This window comes from Saccharopolyspora sp. 7B, from assembly GCF_020177435.1.
In the GTDB taxonomy this organism is placed as follows: Bacteria; Actinomycetota; Actinomycetes; order Mycobacteriales; family Pseudonocardiaceae; genus Saccharopolyspora_C; species Saccharopolyspora_C gregorii.
Genome location: NZ_JAIUKC010000035.1, coordinates 1 through 19,936, shown reverse-complemented (window position 1 = coordinate 19,936; position 19,936 = coordinate 1). Strand labels below are relative to the sequence as shown.

The following is a 19,936-nucleotide window of genomic DNA, read 5'->3' as shown; positions in this document are numbered from 1 at the left end:
ATGCCGTCGCCGCACCACCGCGCGCAGCCACCCCTGAGATCCTTCTCAGCTCGATCGGACCGCTCTCAGGACCATCTCAGCTGCGCGGGATCACGCTCGGGGCAGCGGATCGGATCACCAGGAGGACCGCATGAAACGCAGGAACGTCGTAGTCGCCGCGTCGGCGGGCGGGCTGGCCGGGTTGCTCGGCCTCACCGCGCTGAGCCTGCCTGCCGGCGCGGACGAGGACCCGCAGCTGCCGCCGGTCGCGCCCGAAGCGCTGGTGGAATCGGTGCTGACCTCGACTACCCCGGCGCTGACCGGAACGGTGCGGGTGGACAACGCGCTCGGCCTCCCGGCGCTGCCCGGCGTCGACGGCGGCGCCGGCTCGATGTTGGGCGACGGGACCAGCACGCTCCGGGTGTGGAACGACGGGCAGGGGCACAAGCGCGCCGCGCTGCCCTCGTCCTCCGGCGAGGTGACCGTCGTCGACGACGGGACCGCGCTGTGGAAGTGGGACTCGGAATCCCGCACCGCGACCCGGGCCACCAAGCCCGCGAACGCGGGGGACGAGGATGCTCGCGGCCCGCTCGGCCACGGCCGCGGTGCGGCGGACCAGGACCCGGCGGCGCTCTCCCGGAGCATCGTCGAACAGCTGCGGCAGACCAGCGACGTCGCCGTGGACGGCACCGCGACCGTCGCGGGCCGGGACGCCTACGAGCTCGTGCTGACACCGAAGCCGACCGAGCGCACCGTGCTGCGGGAGGTCCGGCTGGCGGTGGACGCGGAGACCCGCTCGCCGCTGGAGGTCACCGTGCTGACCAACGGCTCGGACGAACCGGCGCTGCGCGCCGGGTTCTCCGAACTGGACCTGTCCCAGCCGGACCCGGCGATGTTCCGCTTCACCCCACCGGCCGGCACGAAGGTCGAAGAGGCCCCGGCCGGGGATCGGCACCGCCGGGAAGCCCGGCCGGAGGGCCGTCCGGAGCACGCCGGGCAGCACCCGACCGTCGTCGGCGACGGCTGGGACACGGTGCTCGTCGCGCACCTGCCGCAGCAGCCGGAGCGGGCCGAGTCGCCGCGCGGCGAGGACGGGCAGCGCGGTGGTGAGCGGGCGAACCCGCAGGCGCTGGCGCAGCAGCTGGGCAAGCCGGTCAGCGGACCGTGGGGCGACGGCTGGCTGATCAGCACGAAGGTCGGGTCCGCCCTGGTCACCTCCGACGGCCGCGTCGCGGCCGGTGCGGTTCCCGAGCAGGTGCTCACCACCGCGGTCGGGACTCCGTGATGACCGGAGTGGCCGAACAGGCCGAGCAGGCGGGGGCGGCCCCCCCCCCCCCCCCCGCGGTCGAGGTGTACGCCGCGCGGACCTCCGGCCTGCGCAAGACCTACGGCGACACCGTGGCCGTCGCGGGCATCGACCTCGCCGTTCCCCGCGGCGCGGTGGTCGGGGTGCTGGGGCCGAACGGATCCGGCAAGACCACCACGATCCGGATGCTGCTGGGCTTGATCAGGCCCACGGCGGGCTCGGTCGAACTGCTGGGTCGCGCGCTGCCGGACGAAGCTGACCGGGTGCTGCCCCGCGTCGGGGCGCTCGTCGAGGGACCGGGCTTCCACCCGTTCCTGTCCGGCCGGGAGAACCTGCTGCGGTGCGCCGCGATGGAGCCCGACCTGGCGGGTGCCGACATCCGGGCGGCGGTGGACGGAGCGCTGCACCGCGTCGGGCTGACGGCCGCCGCGGGCCGCCGGTTCCGCGGCTACTCGCTGGGCATGAAGCAACGGCTGGGGTTGGCCGCGGCCCTGCTGGTGCCGCGGGAACTGGTGGTGCTCGACGAGCCCACCAACGGGCTGGACCCGGCGGGCACCAGGGAGATCCGCCAGATCATCGCCGAGCTGCACGCCGTCGGCACGACCGTGCTGGTGTCCTCGCACCTGCTGTCCGAGGTGGAGGCGACCTGCACTCACGTGGCGGTGCTGCACCGGGGCACGCTGGTCGCGCAAGGCGAGCTGGCGAGCCTGCTGGAATCGGGCGGACCGCACCTGATGATCTCCACCCCGGACCTCGATGCCGGGCTGGACGCGCTGCGGGACAGCGGGATCTCCGCCCGGGCGGAGCAGGGCGCGCTGCGCGTGGAGCTGTCCGAAGTGGACGCTCCAGAAGTGGTGGCGACGCTGGTCCGCGCCGAAGTCGGGGTGCACGAGGCACGACGCGGACGTGCGGGCCTGGAAGACCTGTTCGCCCGGCTCACCGAGGAGGAATCATGACCGCCACCGCACCGGCCGAGGTGGCCGAGGCGCCGAAGGCGCGCCGCTCAGCACCGCTGGGGCGGGTGCTGTTCGCGGAGTTCCGCTGGGTGCTGCGGCGACCGCGGAACCTGCTCGCACTGCTGATGCTGGCGGGGCTGCCAGTGCTGATCGGCGTGGGCATCGCGTTGACCGGCGGGCCCGGTGGTGGTGGCGGGCCGTCGGTGTTGAGCGCGGTCGCGGGCAACGGGCTGGTGCTGCCGGTGGCGAGCATCGTGCTGGCGCAGACGATGCTGCTGCCGCTGGTGGTGGCGATGGTCGCGGCGGACGCGATCGCGGGCGAGGCTTCGCACGGCACGCTGCGAGGGCTGCTGATCGCGCCGATCGGCCGGGTCCGCTTGGTGGGGGTGAAAGCGGCGGGCGTGCTGCTGATGGTGCTGCTGTCGGTGCTCGTGCTGGCGGTCAGCGGCCTGCTCACCGGTTTGATCATCGTCGGCGGTGACGGCCTGGTGACGTTGTCCGGCACCACGCTGTCGATCGGGGCGGCGCTGGTGCGCATCCTGCTGGCGGTGCTGTGGTGCGCGGCGCAGATGGCTGCGGTCGGGGCGGTGGCATTGGCGCTGTCCTCGTTGACCGAGCACCCGCTGGTGGTGATGACCGGGACGATGGCGGGGCTGATCGTGTTCGGCGTGCTGGGGACCGTGCCTTCGCTGGAGTGGATGCGTCCGCTGCTGATCACCACCGACTGGTCGGCCGTGATCGACGTGCTGCGGGATCCGATCTTCACGGACACGTTGTCCACGGGACTGCTGCGCGCAGGGTGCTACCTGGCCATCGGCCTCTCGGCGACGGTGCTGCGCATGGTCACCCGGGACGTCTGACCCGGGCGGGGCCGGCACGGTGGGTCCACGACCGGGGACCACCGCGCCGGTGCGCGTACCCCATCGGGCGCGCGAGGCCGGGGCGACCCGGCTCGGTCAGTCGCCACCGACGAGCGCGACGCCGTCGGGGTCGAGGCGCAGTCCGACCTCGTCGCCGACCGCGGGGGCGTCGGCGATGTGCGCGACGGCCTCCACCTGACCGAGTTCCGGTACGGCGACCGCGAGCCGGACGTGGTCGTGCCGGTGCACCCGTTCCCGCACCTCCCCCAGCGGGCCCGTCGCACCGGGATTTCCGGGCCGGGTGCCCCGGGCGCGAACTCCGGCGGCGCGCAGCCCGAGCCGCGCCGGACCGTCCTTCGCGGTCACGTCGACGGTGCCCAGCGCGCACGTCGCCACGCCGTCGCGGACCTCCGCGGGCAGGAACGTGGTGCAGCCGAGGAACGCGGCCACCTCCTCGTCCGCCGGGTGCCGCCACAACAGGTCGGGAGTGTCGGCTTGCAAGATCGTGCCGCGGGACATCACGGCGACCCGGTCGGCGAGGGTGAACGCCTCGTCGTGGTCGTGCGTGACGACGAGTGCGGTCGAGTCGCCGCGGCCGAGCAGCGCCGCCAGGTCCACCGCGAGCCGTTCCCGCAGCATCCGGTCCAGCGCGGAGAGCGGTTCGTCCAGCAGCAGGAGCTCCGGATCGGCGGCGAGCGCGCGGGCCAGCGCGACCCGCTGCGCCTCGCCTCCGGACAGGTCGGTGACCCGGCGGTCCTCGTAGCCGGCCAGCCCGACCAGCTCCAGCAGCTCGGCGACGCGCGCCGTTCGCTCCGCACCGCCGACGCCGCGCATCCGCGGCCCGAACGCCACGTTGCCCGCCACGTTCCGGTGCGGGAACAGCTGCCCGTCCTGGAAGACCAGCCCGAACCGGCGGTGGTGCACCGGCACCGAGGCGAGGTCCCGCCCGTTCCACCGCACCTCGCCCGCGGTGGGCCGTTCGAGCCCGGCGACCGCTCGCAGCAGGGTCGACTTCCCGCAGCCGGACGGTCCGAGCAGCGCCAGCACTTCGCCGTCCAGCACGGAGAGCCGCACGTCGCGCACCACCGTGGTGCCGCCGAAGCGGACGGTGAGCCCTTGCACTTCCAGCCCCATCAGAAGTCCTCCACGGCGTCGGTGCCCACCCGCAGCCGCTCGATGAGCACCACGCCGAGCACGGTGACGACCATCAGCAGCGCGCAGGCGGCGTAGGCGAGTTGCGAGTTGAGTTCGCCCGGCCTGCCGAGCAGCCGCGCAATGGCCACCGGCAGCGTCGGCGCATCGGGCCTGGCGAGGAAGCTGGTGGCGCCGAACTCCCCGAGCGCCACGACGAACCCGAACCCGGCGGCGGCCAGCACGGAACGCACCGCGAGCGGGAAGTCGATCTCGCGCCGCACCCGCCACGGCCCGGCGCCGAGCGTCGCCGCGGCCTGCCGCAGCCGGTCGTCGATGGCCCGCAGCACCGGCAGCACGGTGCGGATCACCAGCGGTGTCACCACCAGGGCCTGCGCGAACGGCACGAGCAGCGGCGAGGTGCGCAGCTCGCCGGGCAGCGAGCCGAGCGTGATCAGGTAGCCGAAGCCGACCGTCACCGCGGACACCCCCAGCGGCAGCATCAGCGCGAGGTCGAGGCTCTCCGCGACGAACCTGCGGCGCACGGCGACGAGCACGAACGAGGCGAGCAGCCCGAGCAGCAGCGCCATCCAGGTGGCGTCGACCGCGGTGCGCACCGAGTTCAGCGCGGCTTCGAGCCCGGTGACCTCCAGGGTCCCGGGCTGCCCGGTGCCCAGCAGCGCGCGGTAGCCCGCGAGCCCCCACCCGTCCCTGGTGGACACCGACCGCGCCAGCAGGGAGACGATCGGCGCGAGCAGCCCGCACAGCACCGCACCGGCGAGCCCGACGATCCACCACTCGGCGCCTTGCGGCGGCCGGGCGGTGGTCGCGGGCGCGCGCAGCCGCAGCGCGGTCTCCCGACGGCGGCGCGCGATGGTGGCCACGAGCAGGGCGGCGACGACGGCGACCAGCTGCAGCAGGGACAGCGCCGCGGCGCCGGGCAGGTCCAGCAGCTGCACGGTGCGCAGGTAGATCTCCGTCTCCAGGGTGCGCAGCCGACCGCCGCCGAGCACCAGCACCACCCCGAAGCTGGTGGCGCTGAACAGGAACACGACGGCCGCCGCCGATCCGAGCGCGGGCAGCAGCGCGGGCAGCGTCACCGAGGTGAAGGTGCGCAGCCGCCCGGCTCCCAGCGATCGGGCGGCGTCCTCCATCCGCCGGTCCAGGTGCCCCCACAACCCGCTGACGGTGCGCGCGACGACGGCGACGTTGAAGAACGCGTTGGCCAGCACGATCGGCAGCACTCCCCCGTCGGCGCCGAACAACGCGCGGAAGGCCATGCCCACGACGATCGTCGGCAGCACGAACGGCACGGTCACCGCGACCCGCAGCAGCCCTGTGCCGGGCAGGACGAGCCTGGCGAGCACGTAGGCGAGCGGCAGCCCGCAGAGCAGCGCGACCGCGGTGGACGCGGCGGCCTGCCCGAGGGTGAAGCCGACGAGCCGCCAAGTGGCCGGCTCGGCGAGCACCGCTCCGACGTCGCCGCGCACGCCCAGCCCGATGATCGCCGCGACGGGCCAGGCGAAGAAGACCCCGAGGAAGCCGAGGACGACCGCCGCGGCCAGCGCCACCGGAACCCGGCGGCGGAGTTCGCCGGTCATCCCCGGACCAGCGTCCGCCACTGCTCGACCCACCGGTCCCGGTTGTTCTCCACCTCGTCGGCGGGCAGTTCCGCGGGCCGCGACGGCAGCGGCGCGCTGGCCGCCCAGCCTTCGGGCAGCGGCACCCCGTCGACCGCGGGGTACACGTACATCTGGTCGGCGACCTGACCTTGGAACTCGGGCGAGAGCAGGAAGTCCACCACTTCCCGCGCCGCCTGCGGGTCCTTCGCGCCGGTGAGCACGCCCGCGTACTCGACCTGCCGGTAGCAGGTGTCGAGCAGGGCCTTGGTGCGCGGCGCACCGTTCTCGTCGACCTCGGCGGCGGGCGAGGACGCGTAGGACAGCACGATCGGTCGCGGCCCCTGGCCGGTGGAACCGGAGAAGTCCTGGTTGTAGGCCTCTTCCCAGCCGGAGGACAGCCGCACGCCGTTGGCGTCGAGGGCGCGCCAGTAGTCCTGCCAACCGGGCTCGCCGAAGGCGTCGATGGTGCCGAGCAGGAACGCCAATCCAGGGGAGGACGTCGTCGGGTCCGGCATCGAGGTCAGGTCCCGGTAGCGGGGATCGGTGAGGTCGCGCAGCGTCGTCGGCTCCGGCAGCCGGTGCGCGGCGAACCAGGCGGTGTCGATGTTGAGGCACACGTCGGCGACGTCGACGGCGGTGAGCCGGTTCTGCTGGTCCTGGGCGTAGCGCTGCGGTCCGCGGTCGGCGGCGGCGGGCCGGTACGGGGCGAACACGTCGGCGCGCAGCGCGCGGGAGGCGAAGGTGGAGTCCACGCCGTAGGCGACGTCGCCGAGCGGTGCCGCCTTGGACAGCGCCAACTTGTTGGTCAGCTCTCCGGCGTCACCGCTGTTGCGGATCTCCAGGTGGATGCCGCTGCGCTTCTCGAAGTCGGCGAGCAGCGCCGGGTCGGCGACGAACGAGTCGTGCGCGACGAGGGTGACGGTGCGCGCCGCGGTGTCATCGCCGGAGCTCCCGATGAGCGAACATCCGGTGGTGAGCGCGGCGGCGGCGAGTGCCGCGGCCCAGCGCAGTAAGGGGTTCAACGGTCCTCCCGAGTAGCACACCGGTCTCGGCCACGCGTGCGAACTCGAGCTGATCGCGACACCTCCCTGCGCCGGCATGATCCGGTTCAGGTGCGGACGGTCGAGGGGATGCGCCCCTCCTCTCAGCCCAGCGCGCTGGACTCCCGTGGCGACCGGCAGTCTACGTGCCGCCACCGAGCCGGGGGTCGACGGTCGCGTTCCGGCCGTCCGACGACCACCATGTGGGCATGACCGAACTGCTGAACGACACCCAGGTCGCCGAATCGCTGTCCCGGCTACCGGAGTGGGCCCAGGACGGCACCACGATCGTGCGGAGCGTGGAGTTCGCGAGCTTCCCGCAGGCCATCCAGGCGGTGAACCGGGTCGCGGAGATCGCGGAGAGCGAGAACCACCACCCGGATCTGGACATCCGCTGGCGCACCGTCGTGTTCGCCCTCTCGACGCATTCGGCGGGTGGCCTCACCGCGAAGGACTTCACGCTGGCGGAGGAGATCGACGGGGTGGTCGACGCGTTGACGTGAGCCGGTCAGCGCACCGGTCGGCCGAGGACGAGCCCGGCGGCTTCGGCGGCGCAGCCCCAGGACAGCGACACCCCGCAGCCGGAGTGCCCGTAGTCGTGCACGACGGTGGCGCCGCCGAACCGTTCGGTTTCGAGCCGCACGGCGTCGCGCCCGGGGCGCAGTCCGACGGTCTCGCCGAGGACTTCGGCGCCGGCGAGCAGCGGTTCGACCTGCGCGCAGCGGCGCAGCACGGCGGCGCTGTCGTCGCGGTCGTGTGCGCGGGACCAGTCGTGCTCGCCCGCGACGCCGCCGAGCACGACTTGGTCGCCGTGCGGGACGTACGAGGTGAACTCGGGTCCGGCGCCGACTTCGACGAAGTACTCGCTGATGCCGGGGTTGCGGACGAGGACGTGCTGCCCCCGCACGGGCCGCACGCCGGGGTCGCCGACGAGCTCGTGCGCGCCGACCCCGGTGCAGTTGACGATGCGGTCCGCTTCGGCCGCGGCGTCGGCCAGCGAGGACACCGGGCTGATCAGCAGTTCGCCGCCGGCGGCGAGCAGTCTCCCGGTGAGGTGTTCGAGGTAGCGCGGCATGTCGATCAGCGGGAGCGTCGCCCGGTAGCCGCTGCGGAACCCGGCGGGCAGCTCGTCCGGGGTGCAGCGGCGCAGGTCGGGCAGCAGCAGCGCTTCGGGCGGCAGCTGGTCGCCGAGGTCGACGCGGGCGGCCATCCGCCCGGTGGCGAGGTGCACTCCGCTGGTGTCGTCGGCGGCCAGTTCGACCAGCGCGCGGTAGGTGTCGGCGACCCACCGGCGCACCCGGTCGGCGGGTTGCAGCAGCGCCGGCCCCCAGATCGCGCCGGCGACGGCGGAGGTGGTGTCGGCGGGTGGCTCGTCGGTGCGCACGCGCACCGGCACGCCGGATTCGGCGAGGATCACGGCGGTGCTGAGCCCGATCACCCCGGCTCCGATGACCAGGACGGTCCCGTTGGCGGCCATTTCGGCACGCTAGCAGCGTTGCCCGCCGCGCACGGCCTGCTCGGGGCGGGTTTCGCGGCCGCTCGGCGCGGTCCTAGTCCTCGACGATGGTGATCGTGCCGGTGCCGCCGCAGTTGCTGCACCCCTTGCCGTTGCAGTCTCCGCAGATCAAGGTGATGTGCTGCATGCGCACAACGTAAATCGCCTGGTCATGGCGTGCGACTCAGCTGTGCCGGGGTGCGCCGCCCGCAGTTCGCGGCGGGCCGCGCTGCGCTACCGACCCCGCACGCCTTTCACTCGGACGTGCCCGAGCGGGGTGCGGCGGCGGGTCGGGGAATCGCGTTCGCCGGGTGTTCGTCATCGATCGGGGGTCAGCCGATCGCGGTCCGAGGCAAGGAGCACCGGAATCGAGGAACGGCCGCTTCCCCATCCGCCGTCGGTCCCCCGGCGTACCGTTCCGGGCGTGGAACGGGTCGATCGCACGAACACGTTTATCGAGGTGGCCGAGGACTGCCCGGTCACCACCGCGACGGTGCCCCCGCTGAACGCAGAGGCGCCGTCGGTGGCAGCGCGCACCTACCGGCTGATCGCCGAGCACCCGTACGAGTTCACGTCCGGTGACGTCATCTTCACCGTCTTCGCGGACCGCGCCGCCATCCCGGACGAGGAGCGGGCGGACGCCCGCCGGGAGTTCTTCGCGCGGAGCAGGGCCTGCCTGCGCTCCTCGCCGCTGGGCAAGCGCTACGGCTGGGGCATCCACGCAGACGCCCGCGGCCGCCTGGCCCTGTACGCCGTGGACGGCCCGGAGTACGCGGAGTTCACCTCGGGCCGGCGCACCGGCGAGTCAGGCGAACCGATCACCTGCACCAAGGCGCTGCGCAGCACCCGAGCCTGAACCCGGGGCGACGAGCGGCCGGTCACCGCGCCCGCCCGTCGCGGGACATCCGCAGCAGCGGGTACGGACGCCCCGCATCGTCGAGCTCGCTGCGGCCGGTGACGGTGAACCCGTGCCGGAGGTAGAACCCGACGGCCTGCTCGTTCTGCTCGTTGACGTCCACGGACGTCACCCCGAGCTCGGCCACCGCGTGCGCGAGGAGGGCTCGGCCCACTCCTCGCCCGCGGTGCGCCGCGTCGACGAACAGCATCTCCAGGCTCGTCCCGGACGTGCCCGCGAAACCGACCGGCGCACCGCCGAGTTCGGCGACGCTGAGCCGCACCTGCGGGAAGTGCCCGACGGGCAGGCGTTCCTCGATCTCCGCACGGTGCCGCGGATCGAGGAACGCGTGGGTGGCATCGACGGCGCTGCGCCAGATCCGCACGAGTTCCGGGTGCTCCTCGGGCCCCGTCGAGTCGCGGATCCTCGGCTCAGCCACGACGACCTGCGCGATCCAGCGGAGTTCGCCCGAATTCCGGTCCGGAGGACCACGTGCCCGGGAGCGCGTGGCCGCCGGCGACCTGCTTGATCCAGCGGACTCGGTGCGATGCCAGGAAGACGCGCACGTCAGCGATGTCCTCCCCAGCCGTTCGCATCCGATGCGGTCTCGTCGTTCGGTTCGCAGCGGAGCGGGCAAGTCGATCCGGCCCCGCGACGTCCGTGGACCTTAGCCGTGCGGCGAGCGTGTTGTCGCCCACGTTCGCCCGGCTCGCGCCGGACCAGCACCCGCCCGTCGTGTGCGCGAGGTCATGCGCCCCGGTCCGCGGAGCCGGGAATGCCGCCGGTGCGCGGCGAGTTGGAATAACCGAATCCGATTCGGAAAGAAGGACCGTGAGCATGCCGAAGCACGATGCACTCCTGCGCGCCCGCTACGGGGATCAGCCCGCTCCCGCCACGATCTTGTGGAACCAGCAGGTCGAGGCCCTCCTCGCCCACCGCTCCGTGCGGGCCTTCACCGATGAGCCGGTCCCCGAGGGGGCGCTCGAGACGATCGTCGCCGCCGCCCAGTCGGCGTCCACCTCCTCGAACCTGCACCAGTGGAGCGTCGTCGCGATCTCGGAGCCGGAGACCAAGCGCGAGCTGGCGAGGCTCACCCGCAGCGCCCGCGCGGACGGCGGCGGCTACGACTTCGTCGCCGATGCCCCGACCGTCCTCCTCTGGGTGGCCGACATGTCGCGCAGCCACGCGATCAGCTCCGCCCACGGCGGCGACCCGGTCGTCACCGACTACCTGGACGCCTTCCTGATGGCCTCCGTCGACGCGGCGCTGGCCGCCCAGAACGGGATGGTCGCCGCGGAGTCCCTGGGCCTGGGCGGGGTCTACCTCGGCTCGCTGCGCAACCACGCCGAGGAGCTCGCCGAACTCGTCGACCTCCCGCCGTACGCCTACGTCGTCTTCGGCACCGCCATCGGCATTCCGGACGAGACCCGGCCCAGCGCCGTGCGTCCGCGCCCAGCGCAGAACGTCGTCCTCCACCACGAGAAGTACGACCACGCCGACCACACGGAATGGGTGCGCGATTATGAGGCCGCCACCACGGTGTTCCGGACGGAGAACGGCCTGCGGGACAAGACCTGGGCCGAGGCCGTCGTGACCGGCACCGGTTTCGACTACATGGACGGGCGGGAGAACCTGCGCCCGACGCTCCAGCGGCGCGGCTTCGGCCTACGCTGACGCGCGACCCGATCGACGAAGGAACGAACGAGGATGGCCAGACCGAAGGTGCCGCTGCTGTCGGCAGAGATCATCGCCGACGGAGCGCTCGCGCTCGTCGACACCACCGGGGACATCCAGATGGTCCAGCTGGCCAAGCACTTGGGCGTCGCCCCGTCCTCGCTCTACAGCCACGTCGGCGGGCGGGGCGACGTCATCGACCTCGCCCGCCGACGGATGCTCGAGCAGATGGAGACCCCCGACGCGCACGACTGGCGCGAAGCCGTCGGCGCGCTGCTGCGCGGCCTCGCGGGTCTCTACACCAGGCACCGGCGGATCCTGCCGCTGATCTTCGACACCACGTTCGCCGATGAGCGCTCCATCGCCGCCTACGAGCCCGTGTTCACCGCTCTCGTGCGCGGAGACTTCCCCTCGGACCAGCTGCGCCCGATCATCGCGATGATCGAGTTCCAGGCCTTCGGCCTCGCCCAGGGACTCCCCGCGCCGACGATGTCGGACACCATCCGCGACGCGCTTCCGGGCTACGCGGCGTCCGTCGAACACTGGCGCGACGACCGGGACGCCACGACCGAACTCGCCGTGTCAGTCCTGGTAGGAGGACTGGAGGCACTGCGCACGAAGCCGGATCGTAGGAGCTGAGCCTGCGGGCGCAGGAGTTCACGGCAGGCACTGATCCCCGCGACCTGCCCCGGTGCTCCCGAGCAGCAGTAGCACCGTCCACGCGCTGCGCCGCCAGCGCCGTCCCCACGGGTTCGAGCGCTCGTGGCCGAGGATCGAGGTCGGCCACGGCCGGACTCAACACCGCGAGCGGACGCGACGGCTCCGATCACACGTTGAAGCGGAACTCGACGACGTCTCCGTCGGCCATGATGTAGTCCTTGCCCTCCATGCGGACCTTGCCGCCGGAGCGCGCGGTGTTCATCGAACCGGCCTCGATCAGGTCGGCGAAGGACACGATCTCGGCCTTGATGAAGCCGCGCTCGAAGTCGGTGTGGATCACGCCCGCGGCCTGCGGGGCGGTCGCGCCCTGCGGGATGGTCCAGGCGCGCGCCTCCTTCGGGCCCGCCGTCAGGTAGGTCTGCAGGCCGAGGGTGTGGAACCCGGCGCGGGCCAGGGCGTGCAGGCCCGGCTCCGGCTGGCCGACCGATTCCAGCAGTTCGCGGGCCGATTCCTCGTCGAGCTCGATCAGCTCGGACTCGACCTTGGCGTCGAGGAACACGGCGTCGCCGGGGGCGACCAGGTCGCGCAGCTCCTGCTTGCGGGCCTCGTCGGAGAGCACGCCTTCGTCGGCGTTGAACACGTACAGGAACGGCTTGGTGGTGAGCAGGTTCAGCTCGCGCAGTTCCGGGACGTCGGCCAGCTTCGCGGCGAACAGGGTGGTGCCCTCGTCGAGGACGCGCTTCGCCTCGTTGGCCGCGTCCAGCGCAGGACGCTTGTCCTTGTGGGTGCGGGCTTCCTTCTCCAGCCGCGGCAGCGCCTTGTCCAGGGTCTGCAGGTCGGCGAGGATCAGCTCGGTGTTGATCGTCTCGATGTCGCTGGACGGGTCGACGTTGCCGTCGACGTGCACCACGTCCGGGTCGTCGAACACGCGGATGACCTGGCAGATGGCGTCGGCTTCGCGGATGTTCGCGAGGAACTTGTTGCCGAGGCCCTGGCCTTCGGAGGCGCCCTTCACGATGCCGGCGATGTCGACGAAGGACACGGTGGCGGGCACCAGCTTCTCGGAGCCGTACAGCTCGGCGAGCTCGGCCAGTCGGGGGTCGGGCAACGGCACCACACCCACGTTCGGCTCGATCGTCGCGAACGGGTAGTTCGCCGCGAGCGCGTCGTTGCTGGTGAGGGCGTTGAACAAGGTGGACTTGCCGACGTTGGGCAGCCCGACGATTCCGAGGGTGAGGCTCACGGGCCGTGAGTCTAAGTGGTGCGGGCGGCGATCGACGCAGGTGGCCCGCACCCGATCCGTGCGCGCCGGGTTCGGCCGCACGCCCGGCCCGCGGCGCGGGAACGGGGCGTGCCCCCGATCCGGGTGACGACGTCAGTCGTCGTCCTGCTCGCCGTCGCCCTGGTCGTCCTCGTGGTCGTCGTGCCGGTGATCCTGCTGGTCGCCGTCGCGCTGGTCGTCCTGCTGGTCCGGGCGGTCGCCGTCCTGCTGGTCGCCGTCCTGCTGTTCCTGCTGCTGCGATGGCGGGGCCGGGTCGCTGCAACCCGCGGTGACGGTGAGCGCGAGGAGCGCGCCCGCCGCGCCGCCGACGAGCTTGCCGACGCGGGAACGCATGATCGTGGAGTGAGCCATGACTCCGACATTAGGGAGCAATCCCCCAGCTGTCATCCGGTCGCTGCCCGTCCCCGCTGCGAGTCCGGGCGGGGGTCAGGTGTCGAGTTCGATGGTGGAGCCGTGGTCCCGCGACTTCCGGATCCGCAGCCGCACCCCGATCCGCTGGCGCATCTCGTCCACGTGCGAGACGAGCCCGATCACCCGGCCACCGGCGCGCAGCTCGTCGAGCGTGTCCATCACGAGATCGAGGGTGTTCGCGTCGAGCGTGCCGAAGCCCTCGTCGATGAACAGCGTGTCCAGCAGCGCCCCACCGGTCTCGGCGGCCACCACGTCGGCGAGGCCGAGCGCCAGCGACAGCGAGGCCATGAACGATTCGCCACCGGAGAGCGTCTTCGCCGAGCGGGTCTGCCCGGAGTAGTCGTCGAGCACGTCGAGCCCGAGCCCGCCCCGGGTGCCCCGCGCGCCCGCGGCGTCGGAGTGCACGAACGAGTAGCGGCCGTCGCTCATCCGCCGCAACCGCCGGGTCGCGGTGACCGCGACCTCCTCCAGCCGGGCGGCGAGCACGTAGGAGCGCAGGGACATCTTCCGCGCGTTCTGCCCACGCCCGTTGACGACGTCGGCGAGTGCTTCGAGTTCGGCGTGTTCGGCGAGCGCCGGGCCGAGCTCGTCCCAGGCCGCGCGCAGCCGGGTCGCGAGCCGCCGCACGTCCTGTTCGCGCTGTTCGACGCGTTGCGCGGTGATAGCGGCGCGTTCGGCGGCTTCGCGGGCGGTGGTGGCGGCTTCGGCGGCGGCGTCGAGCCCGACCTCGGTGTCGGCGTCGATGCCGAAGAGCTCTTCGCCGCCGAGCGCGGCCTGCGCGGTGGCGCGTCGCTGCTCGGCGCGGGTGAGGGCGTCGGCGAGCTCGGTGCGCCGGCTCTCGTCCCGTTCGGCGCGCAGCGCCTCGTCGACGTCGGCGAAGCCCGCGTCGACCGCCGCGGCCCGCAGGGCTTCGCGCTGCTTGGCGAGCCGGGCGTCCGCGTCGTCGCGGGCGGTGCGGGCGGCGACGAGGCGGTCGAGCCGTTCGACCTGGTCGAGCAGGTGCGCGCGGTGCGCGTCGATGTCGGGGTGCTCGCCGCGAGCGGCGTCCAGCCGGGCGGCACGGGCCTCGATCGCCTCAGCCAGGCCGGTGCGTTCGGTGCGCGCGGCGGCGATGCGCCGGTCCAGCTCGCCGCGCTGCTCGGTGAGCCGTTGCGCGGCGGATTCCAGTTCGGCGAGTTCCCGGCTGCGCGCCGGGGTCTGGTCGGCGAGCGCGCGCACCGCGTCGCGGCGTTCGGTGGCGGAGGTGGTCTCGGCGGCGAGGTCGTCGGTGCCGCGGTCGCCAAGGCGGTGCCGCAGCAGTTCGAGGTGCCTGCGCGCGTCGGTCTCCGCGGCGGCGGTGCTGTCGCGGCGGGCTTGGGCGCGTTGTTCGGCCTGCTGGGCACGTTCCTCGTCCTCGGCGCCGACCGAGTCGTCCACGGCCGAGCGCGGTTCGGGGTGGTCGGCGGACCCGCACACCGGGCACGGCTCCCCCGCGGTGAGTCCGGCGGCGAGTTCGGCGGCCATCCCGGCGAGCCTGCGGTCGCGCAGGTCCAGCACGGTCTCGCGGGCGCGCTGGTGCTCGTCCACGGCGCGGCGGGCGGCTTCGGCGGCCTGTTCGTGGGCCTGCTGCGCGGCGGGCACGGCGCGGGCGGTGCCGAGCAGGTCGGCGAGTTCTTCGACCTTCGCCTCGACCTGGTCGCGGCGGGTGGCCGCTTCCTTGGCCTCGTCGAGCCGGGTGCGGGCGGTGCTGATGCGGTCGGGCAGCGCGGCCTGCTGCTCGTCGAGCTCGGCGGTGGCGCGTTCGTCGGCGTCGATCCCGCGGTCGAGCTCGGCGAGCCGGGCGCGGTCGGTGTCCTGCTTGCGGGCTTCGGGGAGCAGTTCGGCGAGCGCGCCCGCGCGTTCGCGGTGTTCGCCGGAACGCCTGCGCAGCTCGTCGAGCGGGGCGTCCGGGTCGGGGCAGCCCGTTTCGGCGTGCGCGGCTTCCCGGGCGGCCCGGTCGAGTTCGGTCTCGGCTTCGGTGACGGCACGGCGCGCGGTGAGCACCGGCAGCACCCGCTGGGCGGCGTCGAGTTCGGTGCGCCACCGCCGGTGTTCGGTCTGTTGCGCATCGAGTTCGGCGAGTTCGGCGTGGGCGCCGCGCACCCGGCGGACCTTGTCGGCGAGCTCGCGGCGGGCGGTGAGCTCCTGTTCCGCGGCGTCGCGGCGGGCGGCGAGTTCGACGTGCTGCCGCCGGGTCTCGTCGAGCTCGGCGGCGAGGTGCTTCTCCCAGCTCTCCAGCCAGTGCCGCTCGTCGGCGCCGTTCTCCGGGTCCTGCCCGACGACCTGGGCGGCGCGGGCGAGCAGTTCCCGCACCTGCTGCTGGTGTGCTTCGACGTCGCGGCCGCGTTCCCGGCGGTGCTCGACGAACCACCGCTCGACGTCGGCGAACCGCTGGGTGCCGAACAGCTTCTCCAGCAGCTTCTCGCGTTCGGTGGTCTCGGCGCGCAGGAAGTTCGCGAACTCGCCCTGCGGCAGCAGCACGACCTTCGTGAACTGGTCGACGCTCATCCCGAGCAACCGCTGCACGCTGCGGTTGACCTCGTCGATGCGGCTGGAACCTTCGGAGGCAGCGTCGCCGGGCGCGTCGCCGATCCAGATCAGCGAGGCCTTGGCGTTGCGGGTGGTGGTGCCTTCGCCGCGCTTCTTGCGCTGGTCGTACTTGGGGCTGCGCACGACGCGCAGCCGGTGACCCTGCACGGTCAGCTCCAGCTCGACCGAGGTGGCCACGTCGTCGGCGGCGGTGTCGCAGCGCAGCTGCTTGACCTGTTCGCGCGCGCCGGGCACCGCGCCGTAGAGGGCGAAGCAGATCGCGTCGAGCAGGCTGGTCTTGCCCGCGCCGGTGTCGCCGTGCAGCAGGAAGAGGCCGTCGGTGCCGAGCGCGTCGAAGTCGACGTCGACCCGGTCCCGGTAGGGCCCGAACGCGGTGATCGCGAGCTGGTGCAGCCTCATTCCCGCACCTCCGCGACCTGCACGGCGTGCAGCGCTTCGGCGAGCAGCGCGCGTTCGCCACCGGTGGGTTCGGATCCGCGGCAGTCGGCGACGAACCCTTCGGCGATGGTGGTGTCGTCCCGCCCGCGCACGGCCTCGGAGTAGCGCAGTTCCGCGGTGGCGCGGCCGTTCTCCGGCTGCCATTCGAGGTGGACCGCGTGCGGGAACCGCTCCTGCAGGGCGCGCATCGCGTCGACCGGCCGCACGTCGTCGGTGAGCGTGGCGGACAGGAAGCACTCCTCGAACTCGGCGTACTCGGGTTCGGCGAGCAGCGCGTCGAGCCGGCCGCGGACGGTCGCGAGCGCGCGCGGCACGGGCAGTTCGTGGCGGCGCACCTCGTGGAGCCCGTCGGCGTCGAGGTCGACGAGCCAGGCGGATTTCCGCTGCCGCGCCTCGGAGAACGAGTAGGCGAGCGGGCTCCCGGAGTAGCGCAGGTGCTCGGCGAGGGTCTGCGGCCCGTGCAGGTGCCCGAGCGCCACGTAGTCCACGCCGTCGAAGACCGAACCGGGCACGGTGTCGACACCGCCGACGGCGATGGGCCGTTCGGATTCGCTGGCGTCGCCGCCGACGACGAAGGCGTGCGCGAGCACCACGGACCGTGTTCCGGCGGGCCGGCCCGCGAGGTCGGCCCGGACGCGGTTCATCGCCTCGGCGAGCACCGGTTCGTGCCCACGGCCCTGGACCGGGGCCGCGCCGGGCACGTCGGGCAGCGAGTCGAGGACCTGGCGGGCCGGATCCGGTTCCAGGTAGGGGATCCCGTAGAACGCGACGGGCCCGTGCTCGTCGTCGAGCAGCACGGGTTCGTGCAGCCGGGAGATGCGGGTGCGCAGGTGCAGCCCACCCGCGGCGGCGAACTCGCCGAAGGCGCCGACGCGGGCGGCGGAGTCGTGGTTGCCGGGGGTGACGACGAGCCGCGCCCCGGCCGCGCGGAGCGCGCCGAACACGCGCACGCAGGTCTCCACGGCCTCGCCGGAGGGCACGGCGCGGTCGTAGAGGTCGCCGGAGACGACGACCACGTCGACGTCTTCGGCGGTGACCAGGTCGGCCAGTCCGGTGAGGACCGCTTCCTGCTCGGCGAGCAGGTCTCGGCCGTGAAACGTCCGCCCCACGTGCCAGTCGGAGGTGTGCAGCACCCGCATGGCGGTCAAGTTACCGAACGGCTCCGGCCTCGATCACGCTGCGTCGGGGGCCGTTGAGACGCTGCCGCGACATCGTCTTCGCAGGTGATCGACACCGCGGCGGACTCGCGGCGGGCCCGGCGGCGGTCCGGTGAGCCGCTGCGCCGACACGCGGACGGCGAGTCTGACGTGCGCTCCTGCCAGGGAGAACGCGGCCGATCGGGCCGATCCGGTGGCCCTCGCCCCGATCGGGACCGGATCACCGGCCGGATGCGGAATGATCAGGACCGTTCCCGGCCGAGAGGAGATCGCCATGGGCGTGCTGATCGCCGTCGTGATCGTGCTGGTGCTGCTGTTCGCGGCCGCGCTGGTGCTGATCTGGCGGCTCTACACCGACTCCGCGCACCGCGCCGACGAGGCGTTGCGCATGGTGGAGTCCGAACGCGCCCGCACCGTGGAGCAGCAGGCCGCGCTGCGCCGGTACGAGGTGGCGTTCGCGTCCATCACCGGGCGCGGCGAGCTCGGCGAGCAGGTCCTCGTCGAGACGGCGAAGTCGTTGGGGCTGCGGGAAGGCGTCCACTTCAGCGTGCAGACCGACCTGGCCGGTGGCGGCGCGGCGCGGCCGGACCTGGTGCTCGCCGTCGGCGGCGGCAGGCAGGTGCCGGTGGACGCGAAGGCGAGCCTCGCGGTGTGGGCGGAGGCGATGGAGACCGACGACCCACAGGAGCGCGGCGATGCGCTGCGGGTGCACGTGCGCAACATCCGCTCGCGGGCGACCGAGCTGTCCGGCAAGGGCTACCAGCGCTGGGCGGACGCGATCTACGGGACGATCATGTTCGTGCCCTCGGACGCGGCCGTGGTCACCGCGCTGGACACCGATCCGAGCCTGCTGTCCTGGCTGCTGGACAAGCGGGTCTTCCTGTGCGGCCCCACGGGTTTCGCGGTGCTGGCCTCGGCCGCGCTGTTCGCGGCGACCGAGCGCACCATCGCGGAGGACATCGAGCAGGTGCGCTCGCAGGCGGTGCGCGCGCAGCGGGCCGCGTCCGGCGCGGTGGAGGCGGTGAACCTGTCCAGCACCCACCTGCAGCGCTTCGTCTCCGCCCGCCGCCGCGAGCTGGACGCGCTGGAGTCGTTCCGCGGCGCGGTGCAGCCGCTCGCGGAGGGCGCGGGCGGTGCCGCCTCGATCGGCACGGTGCGCCGGGAGGAGGAGGGGCTGGTGGGCAGCGACCCGGCCGAGAACTGACCTCGGGTCAGACGTGAGCGGCGAGGAACTCGTCGATCGCGTCCACGATCATCGGCACGCTCGGGCCGGGGGTGAAGCCGTGGTCGAAGTCGTCGTAGGGGTGCAGCGACACGTCCACGCCGAGTTCGCGCAGCTCGGCCGCGAAGTTGAGGCTCTGCGCGATCGGCACCAGCGAATCCTTGGTGCCGTGCTGGATGAGGTACGGCGGCTCGGCGCCGGAGAGGTTGCGGATCGGGCTGGCGGCGGCCGCGTGCTGCGGGCATTCGCTCGGCATGCAGCCGAGGTACTTGCGCACCGTCCGGCGCGAGTAGTCGGACAGCTGCGGGGTCGCCAGCTCCGCTTCGGCGCTCAGGTCCGTCGGCCCGAACCAGTCGATCACCGCGCGGATGCCGGTGAGCCCGCCCCCGGGTTCGCCGGGGTCGTCGGTGATCGCGCCGAGCTGCGAGACGAGCAGCCCGCCGGCCGAGGCGCCCCACAGGACCACGCGGTCGGCGTCCAAGCTCCACGTGCCTGCACGCGACTGCAACCAGCGGACCGCATCCGCGACGTCCTCGACCTGCGCCGGGGCGGGGGCGAGATTGCTGAGCCGGTAGTCCACCGTGGCCACCGCGAAACCGCGGCTGATCATGCGCTCGGCCGCGAGCGATTCGGCGGCGCCGCCGACGGCGCGGTGCCCGTCGAGGCCACGGTCACCCGCGTCCCAGCCGCCGCCGTGCGCGTACACCACCAACGGGTGCGGTCCGGCACCTGCGGGCAGGAACAGGTCCAGCGCGAGCGGCCCGGACGCGCGCGTCGCGTACACCTGACCGGTGACGACCCGCGCCGCGCCGAGGTCGGCGGCGGCCGCTCCGATCAGCGTGCCGCTGCCGGAACCGGCGGAGACGGCGCAGCCGGCGGTCACGGCCAGCACCGCCGTTCCGGCCAGCACCGCTCGCCAGATCCGCCGCGCCGAGACCATGCCGCCCTCCCGGAACCGTTGGCTCCGTCCACCGGCGCCGACCGCTGAGGACCTTAACAAGGCCCTCACCCGTTCGGGTGGCACTAGTACCACCCGCAAGAAACCAGGACGAACAACCCGCCCGCGACCTCCCCCGACGCCCCATCGTCCTTCCTGTCAGCGGCGAAGCCGCTGAGCGGAGACCCAGCACGCAACGGGACCACCCGCGGGTTCTCAGCGGGGTTGTCGCGCGGGCCGCTTTGTCTCCCGTGGCGGGGCCCCCGGGGGAAAAGATGCCGCAGCCACAAACCCGCTGAGGGT

At 73.2% G+C, this 19,936-nt stretch carries 18 protein-coding genes and 1 riboswitch; of the genes, 8 read left to right on the top strand and 10 right to left on the bottom strand.

Annotated elements, in window-relative coordinates:
- The first annotated feature begins 130 nt into the window (after positions 1-130).
- Genes LCD33_RS07205 through LCD33_RS07195 form a run of 3 tightly spaced genes read left to right on the top strand, consistent with a single transcriptional unit; the run spans position 131 to position 3,101 of the window.
- Positions 131-1,264, top strand: coding sequence for an outer membrane lipoprotein carrier protein LolA (locus LCD33_RS07205; RefSeq protein WP_224956071.1), 1,134 nt, complete (start codon positions 131-133; stop codon positions 1,262-1,264).
- A complete protein-coding gene (locus LCD33_RS07200; protein WP_224977644.1) occupies positions 1,264-2,241 on the top strand; it encodes an ABC transporter ATP-binding protein in 978 nt (325 codons plus the stop codon). The genes LCD33_RS07205 and LCD33_RS07200 overlap by 1 nt, the downstream gene beginning before the upstream one ends.
- Complete coding sequence (locus tag LCD33_RS07195; protein ID WP_224956073.1) at positions 2,238-3,101, top strand: ABC transporter permease; 864 nt, start codon at positions 2,238-2,240, stop codon at positions 3,099-3,101. The genes LCD33_RS07200 and LCD33_RS07195 overlap by 4 nt, the downstream gene beginning before the upstream one ends.
- Positions 3,102-3,197: 96 nt before the next feature.
- Here LCD33_RS07195 and LCD33_RS07190 read toward each other — a convergent pair whose 3' ends face one another.
- Genes LCD33_RS07190 through LCD33_RS07180 form a run of 3 tightly spaced genes read right to left on the bottom strand, consistent with a single transcriptional unit; the run spans position 3,198 to position 6,876 of the window.
- Positions 3,198-4,235 (bottom strand): ABC transporter ATP-binding protein, encoded by a 1,038-nt coding sequence (locus LCD33_RS07190; protein WP_224956074.1) that lies wholly within the window; start codon positions 4,233-4,235, stop codon positions 3,198-3,200.
- Positions 4,235-5,833, bottom strand: a complete 1,599-nt coding sequence (locus LCD33_RS07185; protein ID WP_224956075.1) for an iron ABC transporter permease — start codon at positions 5,831-5,833, stop codon at positions 4,235-4,237. The genes LCD33_RS07190 and LCD33_RS07185 overlap by 1 nt, the downstream gene beginning before the upstream one ends.
- Positions 5,830-6,876 carry a thiamine ABC transporter substrate binding subunit gene (locus LCD33_RS07180; RefSeq protein ID WP_224956076.1) on the bottom strand — a complete coding sequence of 349 codons (1,047 nt, stop codon included), beginning with the start codon at positions 6,874-6,876 and terminating at the stop codon, positions 5,830-5,832. The genes LCD33_RS07185 and LCD33_RS07180 overlap by 4 nt, the downstream gene beginning before the upstream one ends.
- A 46-nt stretch (positions 6,877-6,922) precedes the next feature.
- A riboswitch (TPP riboswitch) is annotated at positions 6,923-7,033 on the bottom strand.
- A 70-nt stretch (positions 7,034-7,103) separates the two neighbouring features.
- Here LCD33_RS07180 and LCD33_RS07175 point away from each other — a divergent pair.
- On the top strand, positions 7,104-7,397 hold the full coding sequence (locus LCD33_RS07175) for a 4a-hydroxytetrahydrobiopterin dehydratase (protein WP_224956077.1): 294 nt from the start codon (positions 7,104-7,106) through the stop codon (positions 7,395-7,397).
- Between the two features lie 5 nt (positions 7,398-7,402).
- Here the strand turns inward: LCD33_RS07175 and LCD33_RS07170 are convergent, their stop codons facing one another.
- Positions 7,403-8,371: an FAD-dependent oxidoreductase gene (locus LCD33_RS07170; protein ID WP_224977643.1), complete on the bottom strand. Its 969-nt coding sequence runs from the start codon at positions 8,369-8,371 to the stop codon at positions 7,403-7,405.
- A gap of 442 nt (positions 8,372-8,813) precedes the next feature.
- Between LCD33_RS07170 and LCD33_RS29335 the strand changes: the two genes are divergently transcribed.
- Complete coding sequence (locus LCD33_RS29335; protein ID WP_224956079.1) at positions 8,814-9,245, top strand: DUF6157 family protein; 432 nt, start codon at positions 8,814-8,816, stop codon at positions 9,243-9,245.
- Positions 9,246-9,267: 22 nt separating this feature from the next.
- Here LCD33_RS29335 and LCD33_RS07160 read toward each other — a convergent pair whose 3' ends face one another.
- On the bottom strand, positions 9,268-9,723 hold the full coding sequence (locus LCD33_RS07160; RefSeq protein ID WP_224956080.1) for an acetyltransferase: 456 nt from the start codon (positions 9,721-9,723) through the stop codon (positions 9,268-9,270).
- Between the two features lie 398 nt (positions 9,724-10,121).
- Between LCD33_RS07160 and LCD33_RS07155 the strand changes: the two genes are divergently transcribed.
- Entirely contained in the window at positions 10,122-10,958 is an 837-nt protein-coding gene (locus LCD33_RS07155; RefSeq protein WP_224977642.1) for an NADPH-dependent oxidoreductase, read from the top strand.
- 33 nt (positions 10,959-10,991) lie between these two features.
- The gene (locus LCD33_RS07150) at positions 10,992-11,597 is read left to right on the top strand and encodes a TetR/AcrR family transcriptional regulator (protein WP_224956082.1); all 606 of its coding nucleotides are present in this window, start codon (positions 10,992-10,994) and stop codon (positions 11,595-11,597) included.
- A 187-nt stretch (positions 11,598-11,784) separates the two neighbouring features.
- Here LCD33_RS07150 and ychF read toward each other — a convergent pair whose 3' ends face one another.
- The 4 genes from ychF to LCD33_RS07130 form a co-directional block, all read right to left on the bottom strand.
- Complete coding sequence (gene ychF / locus LCD33_RS07145) at positions 11,785-12,861, bottom strand: redox-regulated ATPase YchF (protein WP_224956083.1); 1,077 nt, start codon at positions 12,859-12,861, stop codon at positions 11,785-11,787.
- 132 nt (positions 12,862-12,993) lie between these two features.
- Positions 12,994-13,251: a hypothetical protein gene (locus LCD33_RS07140; protein ID WP_224977641.1), complete on the bottom strand. Its 258-nt coding sequence runs from the start codon at positions 13,249-13,251 to the stop codon at positions 12,994-12,996.
- A gap of 75 nt (positions 13,252-13,326) precedes the next feature.
- Positions 13,327-16,278 (bottom strand): AAA family ATPase, encoded by a 2,952-nt coding sequence (locus LCD33_RS07135; RefSeq protein ID WP_224977640.1) that lies wholly within the window; start codon positions 16,276-16,278, stop codon positions 13,327-13,329.
- A complete protein-coding gene (locus tag LCD33_RS07130; RefSeq protein ID WP_224956086.1) occupies positions 16,275-17,456 on the bottom strand; it encodes an exonuclease SbcCD subunit D in 1,182 nt (393 codons plus the stop codon). The genes LCD33_RS07135 and LCD33_RS07130 overlap by 4 nt, the downstream gene beginning before the upstream one ends.
- Positions 17,457-17,748: 292 nt before the next feature.
- Here LCD33_RS07130 and LCD33_RS07125 point away from each other — a divergent pair, with 292 nt between their 5' ends.
- A complete protein-coding gene (locus LCD33_RS07125; RefSeq protein ID WP_224956087.1) occupies positions 17,749-18,678 on the top strand; it encodes a DNA recombination protein RmuC in 930 nt (309 codons plus the stop codon).
- A 7-nt stretch (positions 18,679-18,685) separates the two neighbouring features.
- On the opposite strand, the gene LCD33_RS07120 is transcribed toward LCD33_RS07125, so the two are convergent.
- On the bottom strand, positions 18,686-19,636 hold the full coding sequence (locus tag LCD33_RS07120) for an alpha/beta hydrolase (protein WP_224977638.1): 951 nt from the start codon (positions 19,634-19,636) through the stop codon (positions 18,686-18,688).
- Between the last annotated feature and the right edge of the window lie 300 nt (positions 19,637-19,936).